Origin of the sequence: Blastomonas sp. RAC04 (genome assembly GCF_001713435.1) — a bacterium.
GTDB lineage: Bacteria > Pseudomonadota > Alphaproteobacteria > Sphingomonadales > Sphingomonadaceae > Blastomonas > Blastomonas fulva.
Genome location: NZ_CP016460.1, coordinates 2549501 through 2576382 on the forward strand (window position 1 = coordinate 2549501; position 26882 = coordinate 2576382).

General features: G+C 60.6%; 23 protein-coding genes and 1 pseudogene. 18 read left to right on the plus strand and 6 right to left on the minus strand.

The window, feature by feature from the left end; translation table 11 throughout:
* Nucleotides 1-7: 7 nt before the first annotated feature.
* The 5 genes from BSY18_RS12875 (at nucleotide 8) to BSY18_RS12895 (ending at nucleotide 4912) form a co-directional block, all read left to right on the plus strand.
* Nucleotides 8-883: an NTP transferase domain-containing protein gene (locus BSY18_RS12875; RefSeq protein WP_069051906.1), complete on the plus strand. Its 876-nt coding sequence runs from the start codon at nucleotides 8-10 to the stop codon at nucleotides 881-883.
* A 44-nt stretch (nucleotides 884-927) separates the two neighbouring features.
* Complete coding sequence (locus BSY18_RS12880; protein ID WP_069050850.1) at nucleotides 928-1587, plus strand: HAD-IB family phosphatase; 660 nt, start codon at nucleotides 928-930, stop codon at nucleotides 1585-1587.
* A gap of 67 nt (nucleotides 1588-1654) precedes the next feature.
* On the plus strand, nucleotides 1655-2821 hold the full coding sequence (locus tag BSY18_RS12885) for a hypothetical protein (protein ID WP_082382359.1): 1167 nt from the start codon (nucleotides 1655-1657) through the stop codon (nucleotides 2819-2821).
* 95 nt (nucleotides 2822-2916) lie between these two features.
* A complete protein-coding gene (locus tag BSY18_RS12890) occupies nucleotides 2917-4137 on the plus strand; it encodes a lipopolysaccharide biosynthesis protein (RefSeq protein WP_171900230.1) in 1221 nt (406 codons plus the stop codon).
* Entirely contained in the window at nucleotides 4121-4912 is a 792-nt protein-coding gene (locus tag BSY18_RS12895) for an FkbM family methyltransferase (protein WP_054135468.1), read from the plus strand. Before BSY18_RS12890 ends, BSY18_RS12895 begins: the two co-directional genes overlap by 17 nt.
* 396 nt (nucleotides 4913-5308) lie before the next feature.
* Here BSY18_RS12895 and BSY18_RS21040 read toward each other — a convergent pair whose 3' ends face one another.
* On the minus strand, nucleotides 5309-6112 hold the full coding sequence (locus BSY18_RS21040; RefSeq protein ID WP_171900231.1) for a hypothetical protein: 804 nt from the start codon (nucleotides 6110-6112) through the stop codon (nucleotides 5309-5311).
* On the minus strand, nucleotides 6109-6903 hold the full coding sequence (locus tag BSY18_RS12905; RefSeq protein WP_054135470.1) for a site-specific integrase: 795 nt from the start codon (nucleotides 6901-6903) through the stop codon (nucleotides 6109-6111). Before BSY18_RS12905 ends, BSY18_RS21040 begins: the two co-directional genes overlap by 4 nt.
* 1284 nt (nucleotides 6904-8187) lie before the next feature.
* Between BSY18_RS12905 and BSY18_RS12910 the strand changes: the two genes are divergently transcribed.
* From BSY18_RS12910 to BSY18_RS12960, 12 genes and pseudogenes are all read left to right on the plus strand, one after another.
* A complete protein-coding gene (locus tag BSY18_RS12910) occupies nucleotides 8188-8919 on the plus strand; it encodes a tyrosine-type recombinase/integrase (protein WP_054135471.1) in 732 nt (243 codons plus the stop codon).
* A complete protein-coding gene (locus tag BSY18_RS12915) occupies nucleotides 8916-9542 on the plus strand; it encodes a hypothetical protein (protein ID WP_150126288.1) in 627 nt (208 codons plus the stop codon). Before BSY18_RS12910 ends, BSY18_RS12915 begins: the two co-directional genes overlap by 4 nt.
* On the plus strand, nucleotides 9532-12111 hold the full coding sequence (locus tag BSY18_RS12920; RefSeq protein ID WP_069050852.1) for a DEAD/DEAH box helicase: 2580 nt from the start codon (nucleotides 9532-9534) through the stop codon (nucleotides 12109-12111). Before BSY18_RS12915 ends, BSY18_RS12920 begins: the two co-directional genes overlap by 11 nt.
* A 55-nt stretch (nucleotides 12112-12166) precedes the next feature.
* The gene (locus tag BSY18_RS12925) at nucleotides 12167-12436 is read left to right on the plus strand and encodes a hypothetical protein (RefSeq protein ID WP_171900232.1); all 270 of its coding nucleotides are present in this window, start codon (nucleotides 12167-12169) and stop codon (nucleotides 12434-12436) included.
* A gap of 135 nt (nucleotides 12437-12571) precedes the next feature.
* Complete coding sequence (locus tag BSY18_RS21275) at nucleotides 12572-12742, plus strand: hypothetical protein (RefSeq protein WP_156318146.1); 171 nt, start codon at nucleotides 12572-12574, stop codon at nucleotides 12740-12742.
* A 673-nt stretch (nucleotides 12743-13415) separates the two neighbouring features.
* Nucleotides 13416-13820, plus strand: a pseudogene (locus BSY18_RS21665) (TonB-dependent receptor plug domain-containing protein); the annotation flags it as partial.
* Nucleotides 13821-14159: 339 nt separating this feature from the next.
* Nucleotides 14160-15749, plus strand: a complete 1590-nt coding sequence (locus BSY18_RS12935) for a TonB-dependent receptor (protein WP_369814868.1) — start codon at nucleotides 14160-14162, stop codon at nucleotides 15747-15749.
* Between the two features lie 221 nt (nucleotides 15750-15970).
* Nucleotides 15971-17173, plus strand: a complete 1203-nt coding sequence (locus BSY18_RS12940; protein ID WP_054135789.1) for an acetyl-CoA C-acetyltransferase — start codon at nucleotides 15971-15973, stop codon at nucleotides 17171-17173.
* A 27-nt stretch (nucleotides 17174-17200) separates the two neighbouring features.
* Nucleotides 17201-19327, plus strand: a complete 2127-nt coding sequence (locus BSY18_RS12945) for a 3-hydroxyacyl-CoA dehydrogenase NAD-binding domain-containing protein (protein WP_054135477.1) — start codon at nucleotides 17201-17203, stop codon at nucleotides 19325-19327.
* Nucleotides 19328-19342: 15 nt separating this feature from the next.
* Nucleotides 19343-20500 carry an acyl-CoA dehydrogenase family protein gene (locus tag BSY18_RS12950; RefSeq protein WP_054135478.1) on the plus strand — a complete coding sequence of 386 codons (1158 nt, stop codon included), beginning with the start codon at nucleotides 19343-19345 and terminating at the stop codon, nucleotides 20498-20500.
* Complete coding sequence (locus BSY18_RS12955) at nucleotides 20500-21432, plus strand: alpha/beta hydrolase (RefSeq protein WP_054135479.1); 933 nt, start codon at nucleotides 20500-20502, stop codon at nucleotides 21430-21432. The genes BSY18_RS12950 and BSY18_RS12955 overlap by 1 nt, the downstream gene beginning before the upstream one ends.
* Nucleotides 21429-22292 (plus strand): MaoC/PaaZ C-terminal domain-containing protein, encoded by an 864-nt coding sequence (locus BSY18_RS12960; RefSeq protein ID WP_054135480.1) that lies wholly within the window; start codon nucleotides 21429-21431, stop codon nucleotides 22290-22292. The genes BSY18_RS12955 and BSY18_RS12960 overlap by 4 nt, the downstream gene beginning before the upstream one ends.
* Here the strand turns inward: BSY18_RS12960 and BSY18_RS12965 are convergent.
* The 4 genes from BSY18_RS12965 to BSY18_RS12980 all read right to left on the minus strand — a co-directional run bounded on the left by BSY18_RS12965 (nucleotide 22289) and on the right by BSY18_RS12980 (nucleotide 26305).
* Nucleotides 22289-22699, minus strand: a complete 411-nt coding sequence (locus tag BSY18_RS12965) for a VOC family protein (protein ID WP_054135481.1) — start codon at nucleotides 22697-22699, stop codon at nucleotides 22289-22291. The two genes, BSY18_RS12960 and BSY18_RS12965, sit on opposite strands and share 4 nt — an antisense overlap.
* Nucleotides 22699-24024: an MFS transporter gene (locus tag BSY18_RS12970; RefSeq protein ID WP_054135790.1), complete on the minus strand. Its 1326-nt coding sequence runs from the start codon at nucleotides 24022-24024 to the stop codon at nucleotides 22699-22701. Before BSY18_RS12970 ends, BSY18_RS12965 begins: the two co-directional genes overlap by 1 nt.
* 67 nt (nucleotides 24025-24091) lie before the next feature.
* On the minus strand, nucleotides 24092-25222 hold the full coding sequence (locus BSY18_RS12975) for a phosphotransferase family protein (RefSeq protein ID WP_054135482.1): 1131 nt from the start codon (nucleotides 25220-25222) through the stop codon (nucleotides 24092-24094).
* A 3-nt stretch (nucleotides 25223-25225) separates the two neighbouring features.
* Nucleotides 25226-26305, minus strand: a complete 1080-nt coding sequence (locus BSY18_RS12980) for a TIGR03857 family LLM class F420-dependent oxidoreductase (protein ID WP_054135483.1) — start codon at nucleotides 26303-26305, stop codon at nucleotides 25226-25228.
* Between the two features lie 129 nt (nucleotides 26306-26434).
* On the opposite strand from BSY18_RS12980, the gene BSY18_RS12985 reads away from it, so the two are divergent.
* The gene (locus BSY18_RS12985; RefSeq protein ID WP_054135791.1) at nucleotides 26435-26881 is read left to right on the plus strand and encodes a nuclear transport factor 2 family protein; all 447 of its coding nucleotides are present in this window, start codon (nucleotides 26435-26437) and stop codon (nucleotides 26879-26881) included.
* The last annotated feature ends 1 nt before the right edge of the window (nucleotide 26882 follow it).

Here is a 26882-nt window from a genome sequence, read left to right on the forward strand (position 1 = left end):
ATCTGACTTGGCCGACCAAGGAGGCGCACGTTGTCACGACGCGACGGCCGGATGGACCGCCCTTGTACTAGCCGGTCAGCGCCCAGGTCTCGATCCGGTTGCGGCCCATTTCGGCATGCGGACGAAATCGCTTGTGCCCGTGAGCGGCGAGCCGATGCTGCTTCGCGTCTTGCGCACGATGCTCCACACACCGTGCATCGCGAGAGTGCTGGTGCTTGCGCAAGACATTGACGAGCAGATGGCTGATCCGGCGTTGCTGACCTTGAGGTCAGATCCGCGCGTGGTGGCTTGCAGATCAGGTTCAACCATCAGCGGGAGCGTGCTCGATGCCATCGGCAGAGGCGATGTCCGCTGGCCGGTCCTTGTCACCACCGCTGACAACGTCATGTTAACACCTGGGTCCGCATGCGAATTCATGCGCGGCCTGGCCGGGCAAGACGTTGGCATCGGACTGGTCGAGCGTTCCAAGCTTGAGGCGATGTGCGGCCAAAGCAAGCGCACATGGCTGCGCTTTTCCGACGGAGAGTTTACAGGAGCAAACCTGTTCGCACTCGGTTCGCCTCGGGTCGCTTCTTTGCTGCGATTCTGGGAGACCGCTGAGCGGGACCGCAAATCTATGCTCAAGCTCGCCGCGCGCTTCGGCCCGGTTCTGCTTATAAAGATTCTCCTGCGTCGCCTGTCCCTGCAGTCTGCTTTGGCAGCGGCCGGAGAACGGTTGGGGCTGGATGTCCGCCCTGTGTTGCTTACCGACGGACGCATGGGCGTCGATGTTGACAAGCCCGAGGATCATGCGCTTGTCGAAAGGCTGCTGGCCGAACAGATGGCGCACGGCGCATCCGATCAGCCGGGGCGAACCGTGAGGCCGTCCGGCGTGCCGGCCTGATGATCCGCTGACACCATGTTGCCAATCCCTGGGGAAGACCGCCTGTGAAGGCCATCGCGCTCTATGATCTGGACCGCACCGTAACGGTGGCTCCGACCTTCACGCCCTTTCTGGTGCACATGGCCGCGCGCGACGGTGGCTGGAGGATGGCAATGCTGCCGTTTTGGCTTCTGGCCATGCTGGGCTACAAGCTTGGCCTATATGGCAGGGATGGCCTCAAGCGCTTCGGTCTGTGGCTGATGGTTGGCGGTGAGGTTCGCAATCCGCGCTTGCAGCCATCGATCGATGCCTTTGTGGATCGGCAGATGGCGCGCAATATCCGTCCGGGAGCGTTGCAGCAGATCGCCAGAGACCGGGCGTCGGGCGTGCTGCTGGTGCTGTTGACCGCCGCACCAGAGATTTACGCCGCTGCAATGGCTGACCGGCTGGGTTTCGCGGTGTGTATCGCGACACGCCACAAGCGCACCGCCAGCGGCGCGTTGCTGGCCGAGATCGACGGCCGCAACAATTATGGAGCTGAGAAGGTCCGGCGGACGGAAGACTGGCTGCGCGAAAGTGGCCTCGATCGCGGTGAGCTATTGATCACGGCGTATACGGATCATGCCAGCGATGCGCCGATCCTTGATTTTGCCGATCAGGGCGTGCTGGTGGGGCGCTTTGCCAGGCCATCCGCACGCTGGCAGCAGGTGGGCTGGGGCAAATAGTGGATCGCAAGTCGCCTTTTCGTTGCAACGCGCCGGCCCAGGTGAGCGCCATGGGGCAAGTTCGCCCGTGAAACGCATCTGCTTCCTGTTTAACCACGACCAGACCCACCAGCTCGCGCACAGCCTACCCATCGCGGTGCAGATGCTGGCACAGGGTGACCATCAAATCGTGCTTGCCTATTCCAGCGACGTGATCGGCCAGGAACTTGCGCGGCTGGGCGGTGCCGCTCTGGCCGGGGCAAGCATGGTCCGACTGGGCGTGAAATCGTCGATCGCACGCCTCGCGGCCAAGGTGCTCGATCGCACCGTTCCTGCGACGAAGGCGCTGCTCTATCGCGACAATCTCGACTTTTTCCGCAGCTTCGATGCGCTCGTCGTTTCCGAAAAAACGTCGCTGCTGCTCAAGACGCGATATGGGCTCGACCGCCCAAAGATCATCCATACGCGGCACGGAGCCGGGGACCGCGCCATCGGGTTCAACCGGCAGAGCGCGCTGTTCGATCTGGTGTTGGTGCCAGGGGAGAAGATCCGTCAGCGGCTCATCAGGGAGGCAGGGCTTGCGCCGGACAGGATCGTGATCTGCGGATATCCCAAGTTCGATCTGTGCGCACACAACCGCTTTGTCGACAGCTTCCCCGCGCCTCAGCGACCTGTGGTGCTCTATAACCCGCACCCGTCGCCAAGACTGTCGAGCTGGCATCGCCACGGGGAGGCCGTGCTCGACGCATTTGCCGGTCAGGACCGCTACAACCTAATCTTTGCACCGCATGTGATGTTGTTTGCCCGCGAATGGACTGTGACCATCGATCCGCCCGCCGTGGCGCGCGTCCGGCCACCCGGACTTTCGGCATCGGTTTGCCCGCATATCCATGTGGACCTTGGCAGCGCTGCCAGCAGCGACATGTCCTATACCAACCGCGCCGATCTCTATCTCGGCGATGTCAGCAGCCAAGTCTACGAGTTCCTGCGCTCCCCGCGCCCGTGCCTGTTCCTGAACAGCCACCAGGTGGCTTGGCAGAACGATCCCAATTATCTGCATTGGACCGCCGGGCCGGTCATCGAGACCCCCGACCGCCTGATTGAGGCGGTTGACCGAGCGTTCGCAAGCAAAGCCGAATACCGGGCGCAGCAATATCGCCTGGTCGATGATACGTTTTCGGTCTCTGCCGAACCTTCCACCGTGAGGGCGGCGCGTGCCATCGATGCATTTCTCGCCTCAGAAGCGAACCGCTGATCATGGGTCGGATCGCGCGCAATCTCGGTCTGCTGATGTCCGGCAAGACGGTCGCTGGGCTGATCAGCCTCGTGTATATCGCTCTGTCAGCACGCGTGCTGGGCGTGACCGACTATGGCGTGCTCAATCTCGTGCATGGCTTTGCGACGTTCATGGGCGCGCTGATTGCCTTTTCGGGTTTTCACCCGATAGTTACCTACGGAACCCAGGCGCTGCATGAGCAGGACATGGCGCGTCTCAGCCGGTTGCTGGCGTTCATGACGCTGCTCGAATGCGCCCTTGCGCTGATTGCCATAAGCACGACGGCCGCGTTTGCCTATCCGATCGGTCTGGCGCTAGGATGGTCCTCAGACACCATCGCCTTTGCGCCGCTGTACAGCCTGGCCATATTGGCAACCGTACGCGCAACGCCATGGGGGCTATTGCAGATTGCTGGCCGATTCGATTTGATCGCCGCACATCAGGCGATGATGCCGCTGGTGCGCCTCACCGGAACGCTACTCATCCTGGCCGCAGGTGGCGGGCTTCAAGCGTTCCTGATCGTCTGGCTGGTGGCGTCCGTTGCAGAAGGTTTGTCGATGTGGGCCATCGCCTGGTGGGTGTGCCGCATCCGCGGCATCAGCCTCGTTTTGCCCGGCTATGAGACGCTGAGCTCGGCCATCGCTGAAAACCCAGGAATTCTTCGTTTCTTGACGATTACCAACTTCGACCAGACCCTGCGCGAATTCGCACCCAAGGCCATCCCGCTGATCATCGGCTGGGTCTCCGGCGCAGCGACAGCCGGACTCTATGCGCTGGCGATTCGCATCGCGGCGGTGCTGACCCAGCCTCCCCAGCTACTGGGACAGGCAGCCTATTCGGTCATTCAGGAGCAGGTCGCCGCCGGGCAGATCGACCGTGCGCGACGCACCATCAATCGCGCGGCTTGGCTGGTGCTGCTGGCGGGCACAGTGGTCGCGGCAATCATGAGCATTGGTGCGCGGCAGATCCTCGCACTGGTGGCAGGACCCGAATTCCTTGCCGGGGCAATGCTGCTTGTACTGGTTCTCGCGGCCAGAGCGGTCGCTGCGGCCACGCCGCTCTGGTCCACAGCGCTGACCTCGCTGGAGCGACCGGGCAGCAGCTTGCAGATCAATCTCGCCTGCAATCTGCTGACGCTGCCGCTGCTGCCGCTGCTGCTCAGCATGGCCGGCACTGAAGGCGCGGGTTACCATGCGCTGATCCAGGCAGTGGCCTTTGCCGGACTGCTCTGGTTCGCCACCCGGCAGGCGATTACATCAACCATCAAGGGGGCCAAAGATGCAACGGCTTGCTGATTTCTGGCGCTATGGCGTGCTCAAGACCTGGCGCAAGGCAGTGGCCGCGACAATGTCGCCCGTTTACGCTGCGCTGCATCGTTCGACCGACCGGGATCCCGGCGTCTTTGTCAGCCGCTATGGGGTGAAGATGACGGGCAATTGGCGCGACCGCACGTTCCGCTATTGCATGTTCGCAACTTATGGCAACGACCTTGCCGACATTCTCGCCGCGCAGGACCGGGATTTCCAGTTCATCGACATCGGCGCGAACCAGGGGCTTTACAGCCTGCTGGCAGGGATGAATTCGCGCTGCCGACGGATCGTCGCGTTCGAGCCCGTTCCCGCGACCTTCGCCATGCTGCGCGGCAACATCGCAATCAACAACCTTGCCGACCGCGCCAATCTGCACAAGCTGGCCATCGCAGCCGAGGCGGGGCGGACCGTCATCAAGGTGAATCAGGCGCATTCTGGGACGGCAAGCCTCGCCGACCAGTCGAGCTATGCCGTCAGCGAGGAGATCACCATCCAAACCATCAACGCGCCTGTGCTCGATCAAATCCTCAGCACCGAATGGCCAGGTATCGTCAAGATCGACGTCGAAGGACTCGAACAGCAGGTCATCACCGAACTGGCGCGCGCTCGCAGCTTCCACGCCGTCTCGGGAATTTTCTATGAGATCGACGAGCGCTGGAGCGATGCAACGGCTATCCGATCCCAGCTTGAAAGAGCGGGCTTTCGTAATTTTCGACGCTATGGTCGCGGTCATCATTATGATGTCTATGCCCAGCGGTAGAAGTCGTCCTATCTCAGCACACGTGATCTACGCATAAATAAAGCGTTGCCTTACATTGGCGGCAGTTTCGGTTCATTGGGAACGGCTGTTATGGGGCAACCCTGCCGTTCCGAGGCAACTATGCGAACGGCAGCTAAGTCCCATACCCGGCCTTTTCGCGTCGGCAGCTACAAGAAGTTTGGCGGCAACCGCTTTCAATGAGCGCTCTGCCTGTTGTAATTATCAAGACAGTGCGCGCCCTCCTCTGCCGGCGCTGCGTTCCGATGGCATCGGCCAATCAACCGTCAATATTGCAAATCTGCGCCCCATTATTTTAAGGGACTGCAGGGGGCCCACTGACCGTCTAACGGTCCAAGAACTTCGTACCGGTTCGGCGAGGGAGAGAATGCATTTCGCTCAGGCCATACCCTGGGCGATGTACTGTGCCGTTTCGATGGCCCGGATCTGGGCAAAGGTATTGCGACCGCTCGGCATGTTTTCGGGATAGGGCGGGTTCGCTGACACGACCCACTTCGCAATGACGTCGTTGTCGACCTGCTCGACTTTCAACTCTGGCAACATCATCAGCAAGGTCTCGATGCGAGCTTCGTCTTCGAGACCAGCCAATACCGATCCCGTCCTCGTAGGGCAGGATACCATGACCGCCCCACGGAGGGGGTCCAAGAACTGAAACAGCTCACCGGCAAAGCCACGCATCCCGGGCTGAGACGTATCCGTGAGCTGAAACAGGCGCGAATGCTTGCGAGACACCTTCCAAGACGATTCGGCAGGCTCAAGAGTAGCGACGGCGCACAGGTTGCCACTCATCGCACAGGCGACAATCCTTTTTGGGTTTGATGCAGGCTTAACGGACGGCGGGTCGTTCGATTTCGCGCCCTCCGTACCCGCATCGCCCGCCAATGACGGCAAAGTAGTTTCGCGATAGGGAGGATGCTCGTGCGCCAAAGGAGCGTGGAGCGCGGGCTCGGCAAACAGAGCACTGGTCGCTTCGCGCGTGAAATCGCGAGGAAGGGTGGCGTTAGAGCGAGCCTCCACCAACGGAAGGCTCACCGGTGAACTGACCGGTTCGGCAGTATCGAACTCATCTTCGGGCGCAGACGGTGCGGGAGGAATACCGTCGGTACGGGGCCGGCCGACCGGGGCGAAATCGCAGGTGAATGCATACCCGCCAAACAAATGGTTTGAGGTCAAAGTCATCATTCGCTCCCAAGCTTGAGGATTGCTGCGCCGGCGTCGCCGTGGGCTTCGTTCACGTAATGGCTAGTGGTGTGGAGGCCGGCGTGACCCAGTAACTTCTGCACAAGTGGCAGGGGTGCATACTGCGCCAAGGCGGTAGCGAAGGAGCGGCGACCCGACATGCCGGTGCAACCGCGAAAGCCCGCGCCGAGATAGAGCGCTGCATACCAGAGGAAAAGTGCGTCCGCCGTCTGGTAGCGATATTTGCCATCCTTCACCGTCCTGAACGCAACACGTTCCGCATCAGGGTAAGCGGCGACCAATCTTTCAATCGCCGCCTTCAGCTGCGGGTGCATCGGGATCTCGCGCCGCTTGCACCACTTCGAGGTCGCACCGGTTACAACCAAGGTATCGACCACAGTGCCATCAGCATTGAGAAGTGTGCGGGTCGTGAGGCCGGCTACCTCGCTCGGCCGCAAGCCCGCCCGATAAGTAGCCAACACCTTGACCGCGTCGCTCTCAGGAACGGTACTCAGTGCGTCGATCCGCGCCAACACGTGGGCCAGTTCGCGTTCACCGTAAATCTTGCCGGCGCGCTTCTTCCCAGGTCCCTCCCCCGGACGAACATAGGCCAACAGCGGCCCCTGCTTCACAGGGGTAAGCTGACTGTGTTCGCAATAGTTACCAGCATCCGCTAATTCCACTGCTGCGGCCTGATAGGGATCCCTATTCATATCGGTCAACTTCCCCACCGACGGATCCGACGTAGAGGCTGTGAACACAGCCCTGAGCATTTCATCAAATTGCATAATCATTCCTCTATTTAGCCGCTCCCGATTCGGGGCATGCCAAATGATTATGACAAAAATAACCAACGTCAATAAAAAATACGCTTTAGCCAAGTTGGTGTTTGGCCTATTACTTATTCTATAAGTAGTTTTACCAATTTTCCATGACTTAATTTAGATTTATGATTAGGCACACCGCAAGTCTTCGAGTCATTTTATTCACATTAGTGTACACATGCTGCTCATTATTTTGATCGGCAAGCAATTCCATATGACTTCCACGACTTTGCTATGCTTCGCTATGCAGCCTGATATCGTTCCAATGCGCAGCACGTCGGTGTTCGGTCATCGAATTTTCCAGGTGGGCAGCTTGGCGACGGCGGTGTCGGGCGCTCACAGATTGTATGGCTGACCGCCATTTTGAATCGCGGTGATACATGCTGCTCTTGCCGCGCGCGATCTGTGGCGCTTCGCGCCTTATGCATTGCTGGCGTCCTGTTAACCCATTCGGCGGCGCAGGTAATTAAGAGCCAAAAACGAGAGGCCGCCACTCGATCCATATTATGGACGGAAGCCATTTTATGGCGGCAGAAAGAACATGTTATACTCAACGGCTTAGTTGGTTAACGACGAAACCTTAATCCATAAGGTGACGAAAAAAGGTGAGAAAACCTTCATTCTCTATCTTTTGCGGTTTCCTCGCTTTCGGCCCGATTGAGCCCCTGCCCTTCCGGTAGACCTGGCAAGCGGAAGAAGTGATGGAACAGTCACTTAGCTCTCCCCGATCGCACCGCTTCGAACCAACGGTGGACGGGAGAAAAAGGTAAACTGGCGGTGAGAGACCACCGATCGAGCTGCTTGCACGGCCTCGCAAGGTCAGCCGAGAATGCCTCGTAATCAGACCTGCCGACAGAAGAATTAGGCAGAGCCCTCTCCGCCCAGCAGGGCGATCAATACCGGTGAACCTCGCGCTATCTTTTGAGGTCCATCAATTCTTTTCCAACCAATTCCACCCAACGTTAGAGAGGCGCTCATGTCTTATTACACGCAGACATCTAAACTACGGTCAAAGTCACTCTGGGAGTTTTTCCATTAACCTTAACGAACATTTTCTTTACTCTTGGAAAGAAATCCTTTCCTTGGTATAATCTAGCCGAATCGCAACTTGGTTAGGAGAAACAATCACAGATGACAGACTTCACGCATGGCACGATAACTGACAGAGAGGCCACTTGCTATCGCCCAATAACGAGCGCCTTCGGTTACGGGGCGACGCTCCATTTCCCAAGCGATCAAGCGTCGGCCGTCCGAATGGATGGCGTTCAGCTGTCAAACGAGCCGATCGTGCTGAAGGCCGAGGTTATGCGAGCCGTTGCAGCGCTCCAAGAATTGGGCCCCCTTCCGACTTTGCAGCCAGGTTCGAAGGCAGAGCGCCGGCGGCGCAAGGCGGCAGCAAAGCGTGCCAATACGCTCACCAAGCTGTCGATCAAGAAGGCGGAGGCCTACATCGCCGAGCACAGTCGCTCGCACGGAAGCGACTTGCTCAAGTTCAGGCTGTCCCTGCGGGGCGGCCTTCGTGCAGGCGAGATCTCCGCATTGCGCGTCGAAGACATGCTGAGCTCAAATGGGTCGATTTCAGACACAATCGAGGTGCGAACACTCAAACAGCGCTACAGCAATCGGACACGCCACGTGGATATGCACCCTGAGATTCGCGAGGCGCTCGCCCAGCTGCTTGCTGACCACCCGACCGCCACCCAGGTTGCCTTTTCGGTTGGAAGGGATGGCAAGCCACGGCACCAGAGTGCAAGTTGCGTCACCAACTGGTTTCACAGGCTTTATAAGAACGCCGGCCTGCTCGGCTGCTCTAGCCATTCCGGACGCCGGACCTTTGCGACAGATGTAGCGCGCCAGCTGCCGGCCCATCAAGGTTCGCTGCGGGACTTGCAGATCGTCATGGGGCATGCACGCATCGGTTCGACCGAGTGCTATCTGGAACCATCCGACAAGATGGGTCAGATCATCAGGAGCTTGGGCTCTTGATCGGGCCCGTCTTTCCAAGTCCGGGGGAGCCTACCGAACCCTCCCCGTACACGGGCGATGGGGTACAGGGGGCGGTGCTAATTTCGAACAACCGGCCGCGCCAATTGCAGCCGCTCAGCTTCCGTCTCACCGCCGCTGTACCTTCGGTGAACGTCGTGAGCATTGTCACTTTGAGCTGGACCGGCCGCTATCTGCGAGTGGTGCCGAAGGATTCGACATTCATACACCTCGAGTCCGAATCCCAGAGCGGCTTACGTCAGTTCAAAAACGATGTGTTCGAGTTCTTTTCGCAGCGCGATATCCCCCTGCTTTTGGTCCGTAAAGGACCAGCAACGGGACCTAATGCCATTGCGATGGGCACAGCCCGAATGGCGACCGTACTACTGTCGCTCCCGATATACTGCCCTGAACCAACTTCTCAGCGGGTCGTGGGCTGGCTCGGCCGCAACAACCCCCTCTTGCCTTCTGCCCAAAGTGGATACCCCGCCAAATTGCGGGGCTTGCAAGGTCGAGCGATCGAAACCGCCGCCTTCGGCATGGGCATAATACTCGAAACCTGCCAAACCGGCGTAACGCGGCAACAATTGACTCAAATTTGCGCTCAGGTGCTCGATGGGGAGTGAGGCCGTTCGCGCCTGCGTGGCGATCAACCCACTCGATACGCTTCTCCAACAGTCGGTGGTCGAGCAGATCGATATTCCGCCCCGGGAGGCCAGGTTTGCCGAAGCGCCCCCCCAGTTCGCCCATGGCAAACTGGGTGCCTGGCTGAAGCGCAGTCTCGGGGGCACGGATCTTCTCTACCTGCATCAGGCATTGGCGCTCGCGTCGGTTGAGCAAGATTTGAACGTGGTCGTCTCCACAGCGACCGCGTCTGGCAAATCGCTGGTCTTTATGGCCGCCGCGATCAGAAAGATCCTTTCGGGCAACTCTCGTGTGCTCGTATTCTACGTACAAAAGGCGCTTGGCAGCGATCAACTTGGCCGGTGGCGGCGGGAGCTGATAAATGCCGGGCTCTCACCCGATCTAGTCGCAGAGATCAACGGCGATATTGCAGTGACAGACCGCGAACATGTCCTGGACAAATCTCGGATTATTTTGGCGACGCCGGACGTCATTCACGCATGGATGATGCCCGCGCGAAGTGCTCCGTCGGTGGCCCGCTTTCTGGCCAAGCTAGATCTACTGATTCTCGATGAGGCCCACGTGCTCGAAGCGGTGTTTGGTTCGCACGCGTCGTTGTTCATCCGAAGGTTGAGGCTTGCTCGGCAGCTCGCAGTCACAAGCTCTGCACGGCGGACTTCTGGCTGCTTTCAGCTCATAGCGACCACCGCGACACTTTCTGATCCGACCGGGCATTTGAAGGCCCTGACCGGCTGCGAGTTCGTTTGTGTCGACGAGAACGATAATGGAGCTCCGAGCTACGGACTAACTGTGCTCCATCTTGAGGGGCCCGAGGTCGGCGCGCCGGCTGAGCGGCATTGCGCTGATTTGGTCGAGCAAGTCACCGACGGCCTGCAGGATGATGCAGCCCTCATCGCCTTTGCCGACAGCCGGCAAGGCGTAGAGAGGATCATCCGCCGGGTGGGCAAGAAGAGCGTCCTGCCTTATCGAAGCGGGTACACGCCCACAGATCGGCGTGCGATCGAGAAGCTCCTGCGCGAGAAGCGGTTGCGCGGCGTGGTCGCCACATCGGCCTTGGAACTGGGCATTGATTTGCCGCAGTTTAGCGTTGGCTTGACCGTTGGCGTCCCGCCGAACCGGAAATCACTGCGTCAACGAATTGGTCGGATAGGCCGCGCCCGGCGCGGCGTTTTCGCGGTCATTGCACCGGCGGCCGCATTCACGAAGCTCGGCAGTTCGCTTCGTGATTACATCACTGGACCGGTTGAAGGCAGCCCGCTGTATCTGGAGAACTCTTTCATTCACTTCCAGCACGCACGATGCATGCTCGAAGAAGGCACAGCGGAAGCTGCCAAGCAAGACGACCAAGAACTCAGGTGGCCACCAGCTTTCGTGGATAGGATTGCGCTCGCGCAGCCTGGGGCCGCGATCCCGAAAATGCTTGAGGAGACGGCGCTGTTCGGTCGCACGCGCCCTCACCTCGCTTATTCGCTTCGGTCGATGCCAGGGGAACAGTTCTTCTTGCGTCATGCGGTGACAGGCGAGACCATTGGCACGATCGACCACGAGAAAGCTCTGCGCGAAGCCTATCCTGGCGCGAGCTATTACCACTACACGAAGGAGTATCGCGTCGAGAATTGGCGCTCATTCGGTCATTGTAACGAGATCGAGTTGCGCCCGCAGCGAAGCATTGAGCCAACCCAGCCGCTGTTGAAAACACAAGTCAGCGTAGCTTGCGACCTCGAAGGCATAATTGACGGACGATATCTGGAATCGGATCGTGGTAGCCTCGCCGAAGTCCACCTTCATCTAACCGAATCTGTGGAAGGATACCGGTACGGCAGTACGGTGCTTCCATATAGCGAGCTCAGCCAGCGGGATCGCCGGCTCCGCCGGAAATCCCGGCGCTTTCCGACTACCGGCGTACTCATCCGGATCAACGAACCCTGGTTCGCAGGCGACGGGGATCATCAAGTAGCCAGCCGGCGGCTTATCGCGGACTCGCTGTTGGCGATGCTCGGCTCCTCGTCCACGGTTTCCGTTCGGGACCTTCGTGCTGCCCACATTGGCGTCGCGTTGCAGAACCGTGAAAGCACACGACGGGCAAATGACGCAGTTGTAATCTGCGATAACGTGGTTGGCGGTCTCAGACTCACAGAGCCGTTGATCACCAGCCTCCCGCTCATATTCGACCGGCTGCGCGTCGGAGCAGAGCAAGTTGGAGGTGACGCGCTCCTGCCGCTCGATATGGTGCACCGACTCATGCGCTGGCATGCTGAGCTTCGGTTGGCATCGCCTACCATAGCCGGAACAGCGGTCCAGACAGGAGAAATCGAAATTTTTTCGCCGGGCAGCATTGTATCGGTACGGGTCCGCGGAAGCTTCGAAGAGCGTAAAATTCTTGCGCCGGCAATGATTGCGACAGGCGCTGGAGAACAATTGATGTACCAATATGAAAGCGATGCTGGAGTTTTGGCATTTGTTGCCCACGACCAAGTGGAACCGTGTGGGGAAGATTGGTCTCGATCCACCTGGGATCCAGTGACAGGATCAATCCAAGAGCTGACCTGATCGGCCAAGGTTTCCTTGGAAACCTGTGCGAGGGTGGGTCTGGACTAGGGCATAAATGCCCGAACCAATGCACTTTTCAGCTGTGGTGGAGGTGACATTGGCGCATCGTCGGATTGGGCAGGAACGTCTTGGTTTTACATCGGAGGCGAAGTCGGCTTCGTCGCTCGATGGACTTTCCGGAACGCTCCACTGGGCCGAGATTGCGGTCCTACTCGCGGGCATTCATGCCAATGCCAAGGGGGAAGCAACTTTGCCGCAATTGGTGATGTTCAAGGCGTTGCCGCTGTCGATCTTGCATGACCTGTCGGATGTAAAGCTGGCCTAAGCGCTTGGTGACCGCGCCTCGTTCCGCCGGTTTTGCGACTTCTCCGGCACCTAGGCCACGCCTGAGCGCAAGGCCTTTGGCGGCTTCCGCGCAGCCCTGATTGCACAAGGACTGGATCGGTTAATGTTCAAGAGCTTGACCGTGCAGTTGAAGGCCAAGGCGATCACCGTCAAGACCGTGACACTAGTCGATGCGACGATCATTGCCTCCGCCAGCGAGGAAGACGGCGAGGCACACTGGATCAAGCACGAGGGAAAGCCTGCCGGCGCATCTGCACCTCCAACAGCCAAATCAAATCACACTTAGCAACGCCTCCTCGCCCTACCATTGAATCAACTAAAAATACCTTCCGCAAGTATTTCAATAGGTCCTGAGCCTAGCCCAAGCGTTGCGAATGGACACATTGTTTCCATGCCCGGATGTCGAGCCCAGCCAGACCGATTGGATGAGGCTTGGCCATTCCAAAGTCCATGCCTCTAAAGCGTGAGTCTGGCCGGGCTCGATTTCGTGCTTTAGCGAAACAGTCAGCAGCACAGATAGACTGCTCCCCGGCCGCCACCGTATCAAAGCGCAAGAGTGGCCTGCCGAGTTGTCCAAGGGAATTGGTGGCATTGTCACCGATCTGCAATTAGGACCGCTGCAACCGCGGTGTATGTGGCGGCACAGGCCAGTTCCGCTATCTGATGTTTGGTTGCCCGAAGCAGGGGCACCAGCATTTTCTCATCGAATGAGCAAACTCCAGCGCGACGCAGTCAACGTGGAACGTGTTTCCGATCAAAAATGCGGAGCCAGCCCGTCTGCCTATCGCTGGATAGGAACGCGATCTCCAACGCCTATATAATTGCACAAACATCAAGGCCGGACCCGCAAAGACGGTCAACCGGAAAAAATAACGGGGAGGATGATCATGAAAATTTCTAGCTTCAGACTGGCACTCGCATGCTCTGCTTCAGTGCTGCCAATCCTGGCAGCACCCGCGATGGCGCAGGACACTCAGGAAGAACAGGCTTCGTCACAAGGCTTCGAAACGATTGTGGTGACAGCCCGCAAAGTCGAGGAGGACCTTCAGTCCACGCCGCTGGCGGTAACGGCGCTTTCGGCCGAAGGGATCGAAACCCAGCAGATCGTGATGGTACAGGACATTCAGCGCGTTGCCCCCGGCCTGCTGACGCGTGGAGCGGGTACAGGACCTTCGGCCATCGTCACGTTTGCCATTCGCGGCAATGCGCAGAACAGCCCGAACTCGGTCTCGGACTCGGCGGTCGGCATCTATGTCGATGGCGTCTATCTGGGTCGTCCGATCTCGAGCAACGTCGGCGTTCTCGATGTTGCCAATATCCAGGTGCTGCGCGGAACTCAGGGCACGCTGTTCGGTCGTAACACGACCGGAGGCGCGGTCCAGTTCACCACCACGCAGCCCGACGGAGAATTCTCGGGCTACGTCAAGGGAACGGTCGGCAACTATAAAGCCCGCCAGATTGAGGCAGCGGCCACGATCCCGCTGGCAGGTGAAGAGCTTTCGTTGCGTGTCGCAGGTCGCTACGCTGAGCGCGGCGGCTTCGGGATCAACGTTCCCACGGGCCGCCCAATTGGCGACCTTGAGTCGGACGTTGCGACCCGCGCAACCTTGCGCTGGGCTCCGACTAGCCTGCCGCTGACGCTAACGCTGTCAGCAGATTACGTGAAATCGAACGACAACGGCACCTTGAACGCGTTGATTGCCGTGAAGCCGACCGGCCCTCTGGCGACATTGTTCCCAGGTCAGTTCTCGCCCAACTTTCTGCAGAACAGGCAAAATTACTATAACAATTTCGGAAACCCGCGCACGGGCAATGCCAATATCGATACGCCGCTGAACCGCAACAAGGCCTATGGTTTTGCCGGAACGCTCGATGTCGAGCTCGGCGAAATCAATCTCAAGTCGATTACCGCCTATCGCAAGGCCGATTCGGCCAACACCCTCGACCTTGATGGCACCCCCGCAGGGGCCATCGCCTTCAACTCTGCCTATCTGCAGGACCAGTTCAGCCAGGAACTGCAGCTCTCGGGTGCAATCGGCAACCTCGACTGGATCGTCGGAGCCTATTATTTCCGGGAAGAAGGCAATGAGCGCTCGGACTCGTTTGCACTTTACAGCGTACCCGCGCTCGGCGGCCTCAACCTTGCGCCATCGGGGCGTAACCTTACCGATTTCGTCTCCAAATCGACGGCACTGTTCGCACAGGTCAACTACGACATCACCGACAAGCTGAGGGCAACTGCCGGTTTCCGCTACACCTGGGACAAGCGCAGTGCGGTCGGCCGCGGGGTCAACAACATCCGTGGTGTGCCTGAACCGGTGTTTGCCGGCGGGCGGGTTATTGTCATCCAGCCCAACACCTGCCGAGTTGGCACGACTGCAGGCACAACGCCACCAGCCGCTTGCGCTTTCCCGCAAGAAGCAAGCTTCAGCTATCCTGCATGGACGTTCAGCCTCGACTACCAGGCAAACGACGACATCCTGCTTTATGCGCGCACTGGAGGAGCTTCGCTTTCCGGCGGTTTCAACACACGTCCGACGCCGGTAGGGGCAGAAGCCTTTTCACCAGAAGATGTCCGCGACATCGAAGCTGGCATGAAGGCTGAGTTCCTCGATAACCGGCTGCAGACCAATCTCGCCGTCTTCCATGTCTGGCGCAATGGTGCCCAGAATATCGTCAACGGGATCGTCAACGGCAGCATCAGCCAGTTCGCGCAGAACTCTGGCAACATCCGGGCTTACGGGCTTGAGCTTGAAACCAAGGCACGGCCCTGGCAGGGCATGGAGCTGATGGCATCGGTGTCGCGATTGAAGGCGAGCTACCAGAACGGCAGCTTCATCGATATCGGCACCAATGGCCTGTTCGATCGCAGCGACGAAGTGGTGGCACAGACCCCGAAATGGACCTTCACCGCAGGGGCCACCCAGGAAATCGAGACCGGCATCGGCAAGTTTGTCGCGCACCTTGATTATGCGTATATTTCTGCCCGCAACTTCGGCCAGGAAACGGCGGATCTGACCAACCCTGCGCTGACTGCGGCACAGCGGACGACGAGACTGGCCGATGCAGCCATTGCCAATGCGTTCGGTACGCTGCCGGGCTATGGCATCTTCAACGGTCGCCTGACGTTCGAGATCGAAGACCCGAATATCGAAATAGCGCTGTGGGGACGCAATATCTTCGGTACGCGCTACGCACAGAACCTGTTCAACAGCTATAACCAGCTGGGCTTTACCGCCACCAACGCTGGTGAACCGGGAACGTATGGGATGACTGCAACGTTCCGCTGGTAAGTCCGGTCGCTCGCAAGATCGGCGACATCACACTACAGGTCCAGACAGGCCGGGCAGCTTGCCCGGCCTGTTTTCGTTTACGCAAGCGTAAGCCTCGGCGGCCTGATGCCACCCCCGCACGCCAGCCACTTCCCTTCCCGTAGATAGGTGTTCGCAGCGGGTCATTGCTGCGGAGAAGGGGCCAGTCCCCGACTGTGAAGGTCACTGGCAAGGAGCGGCTTATGGAAGCCTATATCTACGATCACGTCCGCACTCCACGCGGCAAGGGCCGTCCCGACGGCGCGCTGCACGAAGTCACCTCGGTTGAGATGGTCACGCAATTGCTTGAGGCGGTACGTGAACGCAACAGCTTGGACACGGCGCTGCTGGACGATGTCATCATTGGCACCGCCCAGCCTGTGGGCGAGCAGGGCGGGGTTCTGGCCCGCGCCGCTGTGCTCAACGCCGATTATGCCCAGTCGGTTGGCGGACAGCAGGTACACCGTTTCTGCGCATCTGGCCTTGATGCCGTCAACTTGATCGCAGCGCAGGTGCACGCAGGCGTGATGGAAGCCGGGATCGGCGGCGGAGTTGAGAGCATGAGCCGTACGGTCATGGGCTATGACAGCGGCGCCTGGACGTCGGACCCGGCGGTTGCCTATCACAATTACTACGCCCCGCAGGGTATCGGCGCCGACATGATCGCGACGCTCGACGGTTTCAGCCGCGGCGATGTGGATGCCTATGCCGCCGAGAGCCAGCGCCGCGCCGCACAGAGCTGGGAGGAAGGCCGCTTTGCTGGCGCGATCGTTCCGGTCAAGGATGGGATCGGCGAGGTGCTGCTCGATCATGACGAACACATGCGCCCTGGCACCACGGCAGAGAGCCTCGGTCGGCTCAAGCCGGCGTTCGAGGGCATGGGCAAGGGCGGCTTCGCCAACATTGCCAAGACGCGCTATCCCGAGATCGAGGAACTGAATTACGTCCACCACGGCGGAAACAGCTCTGGCATTGTCGATGGATCGGGCGTGGTGATGGTAGGATCGAAGGCGTTCGGCGAGCGCGCCGGGCTGAAGCCACGGGCGCGCATCCGGACATACGCATCGATGGGTTCTGAACCCACGATCATGCTGACCGCGCCTGCAGACGTAACTTTGAAGGCGTTGAAGAACGCCGGGATGAGCGTGGCGGACATTGACCTGTTCGAACTCAACGAGGCGTTTGCCAGCGTCGTGCTGCGCTACATGCGGGTGCTCGATATCCCGCACGACAAGGTCAACGTTTGCGGCGGAGCGATCGCGATGGGCCACCCGCTGGGAGCCACCGGCGCGATGATCACCGGCACGGTGCTCGACGAACTTGAGCGCACCGGCAAGCAGACCGGGCTGATCACGTTGTGCGCCGCCAACGGCCTGGGCACCGCCACCATCATCGAACGCGTCTGACGCGTTACCTTTTTCAGGATACCCGATATGCGACATCTCAAGATCATCAGGGCCGATGACGGCTTAGCCACGCTTGTCATGGACAATGCCGATGAATCGATGAACCTCGTCTCCGATGCCTTCATCGCCGAAATGCTCGACGCCATTGCGCAAATCACCGCAGACGAGACGATCAAGGGCGTCATCCTGACGTCGGGCAAGCCGGCCTTCATGGCGGGCGCGGACCTCAAGCAACTGGTGCAGGGCCATGCGACGCTGACGTTGAAACAGGCCTTCGATTTCAGCCAAAAGGCCAGCGGCATGCACCGCGCGATCGAAACCTGCGGCAAGCCCTGGGTGGCAGTGATCAACGGTCTGGCGCTGGGCGGTGGCTTTGAGCTGGCGCTGGCCTGCCATTACCGCATTCTGGTCGATGATCCGCGCGCCGTGGTCGGTCTGCCTGAGGTCAATGTCGGGCTGCTGCCGGGCTCGGGCGGAACCCAGCGGATGCTTCGGCTGGCCGGCGTGCAGGCTTCGATGGACCTGCTGCTCAGCGGGCGGGCGGTTTCGGGCAGCGAGGCGTTCAAGCTCGGCATCATCGATGCGGTGGTCGCGGCCGACCGGATGGAAGGCACGGCACGCGCTTGGCTGACCACCAGCCCCGATCCGGTCAAGCCGTGGGACGTCAAAGGCTATGCGATGCCCGAGGCGCGCGGACTGATCGTGCCCGAATATTCTTCCAGCATGATGTTCGCCGCCGGATCGATCACAAAGGCGGGCTATAACATGCCGGCCCCGGTCGCGATCCTGTCGTGCATCTACGAAGGGTCGATCCTGCCGTTCGACAAGGCACTTTCGGTCGAATCGAAGTATTTCGCCAAGCTGCTCACCAATGCAGTATCGCGCAACATCATCCGCACCACTTTCCTGTCGAAGGGTGCAGCCGAACGCGGCGCGCGCAGACCCAAAGGGATCGCGAAGACCGAATTCAGCAAGATCGGCGTTCTGGGTGCGGGCATGATGGGCGCTGGGATCGCCCTGGTATCGGCGCAAGCCGGATGCGACGTTATCCTGATCGACCGCGATGTGGAAACGGCGACGAAGGGCAAGGCCTATTCGCAAACCGCGCTTGGCAAGCTGGTCGCACGCGGATCGATGACGCAGGACAAGGCTGACGGGACACTGGCACGCATTACCCCCACCGACGACTTCGCGCATCTCGCGGGATGCGACCTCATCATCGAGGCAGTGTTCGAGGACATCACCATCAAGGCGGAAACCACCCGCAAGGCGGAGGCGATGATGCCTGCAACAGCCGTCTATGCATCCAACACATCGACGCTGCCGATCACCGGCCTGGCTGAAGCATCGGCCCGGCCTGATCAGTTTATCGGACTGCACTTCTTCTCGCCGGTCGAGCGGATGGGCCTGGTGGAAATCATCAAGGGAGAAAAAACCAGCTCGGCGACGCTGGCGGTGGCGCTGGATTTCGTCGCCAGGTTGCGCAAGACGCCGATCGTCGTCAACGACAGCCGCGGTTTCTACACCAGCCGAGTGTTCCAGACGCTGATCCACGAAGGTGCCGCGATGCTGGCCGAAGGCGTCCCGCCGGCGGTGATCGAGAATGCGGCAAAGGCGGTCGGCATGCCGGTCGGGCCGCTCGCGCTGCTGGATGAACTGACCTTCGACCTGCCGTTGAAGATCGTCGACCAGGCGATCGAACAGGTCGGGGAAAGCTATGTGCTTCCGGCCGGTGTCGGGGTGCTGCGCACGATGAAGCAGCATGGCCGCTCGGGCAAGAAGGCGGCAGCGGGCTTTTATGACTATCCGGCCGAGGGCGGCAAGCACCTCTGGAAGGGGCTCGCCGAGATATTCCCGGCCAGCCCCAGCTATGACGTCGAGCAGCTGAAGCAGCGCTTCCTGTATGCCCAGGCGATCGAGACGGCGCGCTGCCTTGAGGAAAACGTGATCGAGACATCCGAAGACGGCGATCTGGGAGCCGTCTACGGCTGGGGCTTCCCAGCCTGGACCGGGGGCACGCTGTCGTACATCGACACGGTCGGAACCGCGACCTTCGTGCGCGAGTGCGACCGGCTGGCGCAGCAGCTGGGACCACGGTTTGCCCCGTCGGCCTGGTTGCGCGCGCGGGCTGCGAGCGGCCAGGGCTTTTACTGAACGAAAGGAACTGCGATGCGCCGTACCATCTTCGAACCCGAGCACGAACAGTTCCGCGATTCTGTCCGCAAATTCATGCAGACAGAAATCGGCCCACATGCAGACCGCTGGCGCAAGGCGGGCCAGGTCGACCGTGAGGCTTACCTGAAGGCGGGCGCCAATGGCTTTTTGTGCACCTGGGCGGACGAGGCCTATGGCGGTGCCGGTATCGACGATTTCCGCTTCGAGCAGATCATCATCGAAGAGAACATGCGCCACGGCGACATCGGCTTCTACATCAACCTGCACAATGATCTGGTCGCGCCCTATATCGCCACCCTGGGCAATGAGGAGCAGAAGGCGCGGTTCATGCCCGACATCGTTTCCGGCGAGACGATCCTCGCTGTCGCGATGACCGAACCAAGTACAGGCAGCGATCTTGCAGGAATGAAGACCAATGCGGTCGATATGGGCGATCACTGGCTGCTCAATGGATCGAAGACCTATATCTCAAACGGTATCCTTTCGGATGTGGTGGTGGTTGCAGCGCGCACCGATCCGCAAGCCAGGCACGGCCTCGGCTTGTTCGTGGTCGAGCGCGGGATGCCTGGCTTCGAACGCGGTCGCAGGCTCGAGAAGATGGGGTTGAAGTCGCAGGATACTGCTGAATTGTTCTTCAACGATGTCAAGGTACCCAAGGCCAATGTGCTGGGCGAGCCGACGATGGGGTTCAAATATCTCGCCCGTTTTCTGGCTCCCGAACGTCTGGTAGCGGCCATCGGCTTCATGGCCAACACGCAGGTCGCGTTCGATCTGACGCTGGATTATGTCAAAGAGCGCAAGGCCTTTGGCCGACCGATCGGCACCTTCCAGAACAGCCGCTTCGTGATGGCCGAGATGAAGGCGCAGATCGATGCGCTGCAATGCTATGTTGACCAGTCGGTGCTGTTGCTGAACGATGACGCGCTGAGTGCAGAGGATGCGTCGGCGGCCAAGCTGCTGACCAGCGAACTGGAGGCCAAGGTGATGGATGCGTGCGTACAGTTGCACGGCGGCGCGGGCTTTATGGAAGAGTACCGCATCTGCAGGATGTACCAGGATGCGCGGATCAGCCGCATCTTTGCCGGCACCTCGGAGATTATGAAGGAGATCATCGGTCGCAGCTTGGGCCTTGATGATCGCAGGCTTGCCTGATGCGCAGCCGCCACCTCGTCGATCCGCAGCTGCTGCCACTGATCGACAACTTCGTTCCTATGGTGCTCTCCGATGAGACCCTGCCCCTGATCCGCGCGGCCCTGCCAGCGATGGTCGCAGCCCAGCCGCTGCCCGATCTTCCGGTCACCGTCGCCCAAGTCCATATCGATTCCGGCGAGGATGGCCGCACGATCCGCTGCCTGCAGATCCAGCCTGAACAGCGCTCAGGGATTACACCCGCCATCCTGCATTTTCATGGTGGTGGCCATGTGCTTGGCGTACCGGAAATGGATCTGGCGCAACTGATGGGCTGGGCGAACGAGCTTGGGTGCCTGATACTGTCAGTGGACTATCGGCTAGCACCCGAGACCCCCTTTCCCGGCCCGATGGACGACGCCTATGCTGCGCTGGGGTGGTTGCACGAAGAGGCGCAAATGCTGGGGATCGATCCGGCGCGTATCGCTGTCAGCGGGACAAGTGCTGGCGGTGCCATGGCCGCCTGTCTTTGCCTGATGGCTCGCGATCGCGGCGAATTTCCCATCGCATTCCAGCATCTTGAGGCGCCTCGCCTCGATGATAGGCTGCCCCACCCTGCAAACCCGTTCACCGGCGAATTCGTCTGGACGGCTGAAAACAGCACCTATTGCCGCGCAGCCTATCTGGGCAACGGCGATCCGTCGCCCTACGCCTCGGCGGCGCGGGCCGACGATCTGAGCGGTCTGCCGCCAGCCTATATCGGGGTGGGATCACTCGATCTGTTTGTCGACGAATGCCTCGGCTACACCGCTCGCCTGACACGCGCGGGCGTTTCGGTTGAGCTGATCGTCTATCCGGGCTGCTGCCACGGCTTCAAGATGGCGCGCGACGCCCCGGTCACCTTGCGGGCGGAACGGGATAACGTCTACGCGCTGCGGCGCGCCCTGTTTGCATGACGCGCCCGCTCGATCTCGACAGGCTGCTTGCCTACAAGGTGCCCGATGCGCGGGATGACTATGATCCGCGCGATGGCATCATCTATGCGCTGGGGGTAGGCGCGGGCCTGCGTCCCGACATCGACGAGACCCGTTTTCTGTTCGAGCGCCACCTTGAGGTTTTGCCGACAATGGCGCTGGTGCTGGGCACGCCCGGCTTCTGGCCGATGGACCCGCAATCCGGACTCGACTGGCCCAATATCCTGCACGGAGAACAGCATCTGCGGCTATTTCAGCCGCTCGATCCCGCAGGGATGGTCCATGGCGAGACGCGAATTACCGACGTGGCCGACAAAGGACCTGGCAAGCCAGCGCTGATCCGCGCGACCAAGATTCTCAGGACACTGGGCGGAACCCTGATCGCCGAGGCGACCGAGACGTGGGTGGCGCGCGGTGCGGGCGGCTTCGGTGGGGAACGCGATCTGCCCGGTGAGGCTTTGCCCCCGGTGCCCGATCGGACACCAGACCTTGCTATCACTTTGCCGACCTCGGTCGTGCAAGCGGCAACCTACCGACTGTCGGGCGACCGCAATCCGTTGCACATCGATTCCCAAGCAGCCCGACAGGCAGGCTATGATCGCCCGATCCTGCACGGGCTATCGACCATGGGGGTGATTGCCCGCGCGTTGATCCATGCCTGTGCCGGTGGCGAAGCCCGAGCCTTAAGCGAAATCGCGCTGCGTTTTACCGCGCCGGTCTACCCCGGCGACACATTGGCCACGCACATCTGGCAGCAGGGTGATCGGGTGCGATTTCGTACCTCGGCGAACGAACGCGGGGTCGTGGTTGCGGACAATGGGAATGCACTGTTGGTCGGCTAACCGTCTTGCTGTGCACCATCTGCAGGCGGCATCTTGAAGCAATAGGCGCAGATCTTGTTGCCATCCGGATCAAACAGATAGGCACCATATGCATGAGGCACTGCGCCGCGCGGACCGGGTGTGCCGGCATCGCTACCGCCCGCTGCCAGCCCTGCGGCATGGAAAGCATCGACCGAAGCGCGATCCGGAGCCTTGAAGCCGAGCGTAATGCCGTTGCCCGGGCTGGCGGGTGCACCATCCAGCGGTTTCAGCACCAGAAACTCTGCAGCGCGCGCGCCATAGGCCAGCCCCTGATCGAGGAAATCGCCCAGTCTGCGGATGCCCAGCGGGGCCAGCGCCGCGTCGTAGAAGCGACCGGCCTGAATCACATCGTTGGTGCCCACACAGTTGTGCGTGAAAATCCCCATCAGCGTTCCTCCGCCTGCGCCGGTGCCCGGACCAAATAAATTGCCACAATCGCCAGCAGCGAGCCTGCCGAAATGATCAGCGAGACACCCTGCAACCCCACGCCGCCTGCAAAAAGCATCCCGGCCACTGCAGGCCCCATAACGGCCCCGGCCCGCCCGAAGCCGATGCCAAAACCTGTGCCCGTCGCCCTGACGTTCGGCGGGAAGGCCATGGCGAGCAGCGCGTAGAAGCCGACCGCAGCGGCGTTCGAGAAAAATGCTGTTCCCGCCGCAATCCATCCAAGCACCTGCAGATCTCTAGGTGCCATGCCGAAGATGTTGAGCATGACGAAAGCCCCGGCCAGCGCGCCAATTGTGGCCCAGCGCATTCCGGTCTTCAAGGCCACCAGCCCCAGTACGCCGCCGCCGACCGCTCCGCCGAGCATCGCGTTGGTCAGCACGCCTGCAGCCGCCCCCGGATCGAACCCCATGTCGACAATCAGCTTGGGCACCCATTTGACGAAGTAATAATACGCTGCGACGTGAGTGAGATAGGCAAGGGTCAGCAAAAGAGTCGTGCGGATGAGCGCTGGCCGGAAAATCTCGAGCAGTGCCGCCCGTGACGCACCGGGAACGACGTCCGGAAGCGCGGTCATGCGAGCGAGACCAAAGCGGGTCAGCACCCGGTTGATGCGCTCCAGCGCATTGGGCGGTCGGCGGGCATAGAGCCAGCCGGGCGATTCCGGGATGAGCCACAGCGCAAGCGGAATGCTGCCGGCAGTCAGCAGCGCACCCAGATAGAAGACGCTGCGCCAGTCTCCCCCGCCGAGCAGCGCGCTGACCCCAAGTCCGCCGAAGAACGCGCCCAAAGGATAGCCGATCACCATCAGCGGAAGCACCAGATTGCGGTAGCGGGCGTTGGAGAACTCAGCCACCGAGGCATTGAGCGCGGCCAACATGCCGCCAATGCCGAGCCCCGTGAACAGCCGCCATATCGAAAGTTGCAAGACATCGGTCGATTGCGGGGCGAGCAGCATGCCGCCCGCCATCACGACAAGGCAGCCGATGATCGTCGGCTTGCGACCGATCCTGTCAGCCAGCCCGCCCAGCAGCAGCGAGCCTGCCGCCATGCCTATCAGCTCCATCGACAGCACCCAGCCCAGCACATCGCGCGCCACGCCCCATTCCTTTGCGATGCCGGGGGCGGCAAAGCTGATCGACATGACATCGAAACCGTCGAGGGCGTTGAGCAGGATTGTCATGGCGATCGCGGCAATCTGCCACCCGCCCAGTCGCCCGGAATCGATGATCTTCTGCGGGGTGGGCAATTCGGCTCTTTCAGCCACTTGCGGCAAAGGATGTTCGTGATCAGTCATCGCCGAACCACCGGCCAAGAGCCCCGCCCCATCGTCGTCAATCCTGCTTCTGGTCGACCGGGGTCATGTTGCGCATGAAGGCATAGAAGTCAGGGCCAAGTTCAGGCAGGTCCATGCCAAGCCGTTCGGCAAGATACAGCGTCATGAAATTGGCATTCAACGATTTGTTGTCCGCTTCAATGTTGCCGATGCCGACCTGCCGATCAAACGCTCCAACCACCACCAGTGCCATGCGCAGCGCGACCACGACGTCGTAATACGCCATATGTTGCGCCGTGCGTCCGACCGCCGCTTCCCAGCTGGCAATGCTTTCCTCGCGCGTCGGCAGGCCCTCCAGACGGGCCACGCCAAAGCGGCGACTGAACAGGTCGTCGAAATAGAGCCACCAGGCAAGGTCGAGCTCTGACGGACCGAGCGCCGCCAGTTCCCAGTCGATCAGCGCGTTGACCCGGCCGTCACCCGAAAACATCACGTTCGAAGGCGTGCTGTCGCCCCACAGGACGTTGACGGTCGTATCTGCCGGCTGGTGATCGCGGATATAGGTCATCGCCGCGTCGACATAGGGCAGCACCCGGTCCTTACGGCATCCATGATACCAGGCCTCCAGATGGCCCAGGTACTGGTCGAGCCCGGGGGTGCCCCACTCCGAACGGGCCAGAAAGGCGAACCCGTCTTTCTGCCAGTCGATCTGGCTCATCTGGGCAAAGGCTTGGATTGCGTTCTGCCAGGTTGAGGCCCGTTGCTGTGGTGGCATATCGACCAGCCAACCGGTCGTGTTGTAGTTGGGCCGCTGGGTCGCTGACTGGCCATCGACGCGGCCCATCACCAGGAAAGGCATTCCGAGTACCTCGGGATCGAGCTCCATGCCGATCCACTCAGGCACCGGGGTCACCTTCAGCCGATCCAGCGCAGCCATCATGTTGCCCTGCAGTGCAAGGCTCGATCCCAGCACCACCTCGAAGCTGGTCGGCTGCCGGCGTACCACCAGGGTCCTTGCCTGCGCGCCCGAGGCTGTTTCGAACTCGACGTCCACAAAGAATATCTCGGCGGAAAAGCCCGAGCCGAGCGACACCTCCAGCGGACGGAGCCTGACGTTCTGCCAGCCCGCGACATGCGACTCGAGCCAGTCGCGAAGCCGCGCCTGCACCTGTGCCGTCGACAGTGCCACGGCTTATAGCCCCTTTGCAGCCAGCGCGCGCCGAAGCTCTTGCGTCAGCGGACCCATGTCGTTGGGTGACGCGCCGTGCAGCAGGATTTCATCAGCGCCCGCATCCAGATAGGCCATCAGCTGATCGGCGCACTGCGCCGCGGTCCCGACCGCCGCGCCATCATCGATCCAGTGCTGTGGCAGCAAGGCGCCGACATCGACCAGTTCCTGCCGAGTATAGGCCTGGTCGGCGGGTTTGCCGTTGAGGGCGGCGATCTTCGGGTGCGCGCGGATGAGGTCGAGCACCGATTTGTCCCACTCGTTGATCTCGACGATCAGATCGCCAAAGCCGGGCAGCTCGAAATAGGTGATGGCGCGACCGCGTACCACCGCATCCTCTTCATCCTTGGGGAGGTCGGGCGCCACGATGATGTTGTGATAGATGCGCACCGACATCGGGTCCCGTCCTGCCTTTTCGGCGGCATCGCGGACAATCTTGGTGCTGTTGCGAACGCCGGTGGTGGACACGAACGGATGCAGCAGCACGCCGTCACAATGCGTGCCGGCGAACTCGAGAGATTTTGGGCCGATCGCGGTAAAGATCACCGGTGGCTTTTTGCCCTCATGCATGTCGGTGAGTTTCAGCATCGGGAATTTGCCGAGCACACCTTCGTAGCTGACCGTCTCCCCGTCCCACAGCCGCCGCATGATCGAGATATAGTCGGCAAGCCGTTCCATGGTGATGGCAGGCGCGCCCAGCATCTGCATATAGGCGGGCACCGCGCGCGCGAACATGATGCTGAACCGGTCCGCACTCATCGCCTGCATCAGGTTTGCCACGCTGGCAGTCACGATGGGGTGCCGCATCGTGGCATAGAACGTACCGTTGATCCTGATACTGGACGTCGCCTGGCTCACGGCCCCTGCCAGCACGGCAGGCTCTTTCAATGCAAAGCGCTCGGATATCCAGATCGCCCCCAGACCGATGCGCTCGGCCTCCTGCGCCTCCTCGATGCCCCGCCGGGGATCGTCCACCCGGCCCGGGAGGATGTAGGTGCCGAATTTGTCGAATAGTGCCTGTGCACCGGGTTCCTGCGCCATCATCCAGCTCCTTGATTTTTCTGTGATCGTCCTGGGCCAGACATTGTCGCAACGTCTGAGCTGTCAACCTGTCGCAAGGCAGGACTGCACCCGTCTTTTGCCGCGATGATGTCAGGTCTGAAGGAGATTGTCATGGACGCATTGGCCCGCCTGCTCGACACCGAAGCGATCAAGCTGGTCAAGGCGCGCTATTGCCGGATGCTCGACACCAAGGACTGGGACGGACTTGCCGCCTTGTTCACCGACGACGCGGTGATGGACGTGGAGCAGGATACCGGCAACCCGCCCATGATGGGCGTTGCCGCCATTATTGACCAGATCAGGTTCGCGGTGGACCATGCCGCCACCAGCCATCAGGTGCATTCGCCCGAAATCACCCTGACCGACGCCGACGCCGCCACCGGGCTATGGGCGATGCAGGATCGCGTTGTCTGGAAACCGGGCACGTCACCGCTTGCCGGTGTCGGCTCGATCACCGGCTATGGCCAGTATCACGAGCACTACCGGCGCGAAGGGGGCGTCTGGAAGATCGCCGCGCTCAAGCTCACCCGCTTCCACGTCGACATGCACGCGGATTGAC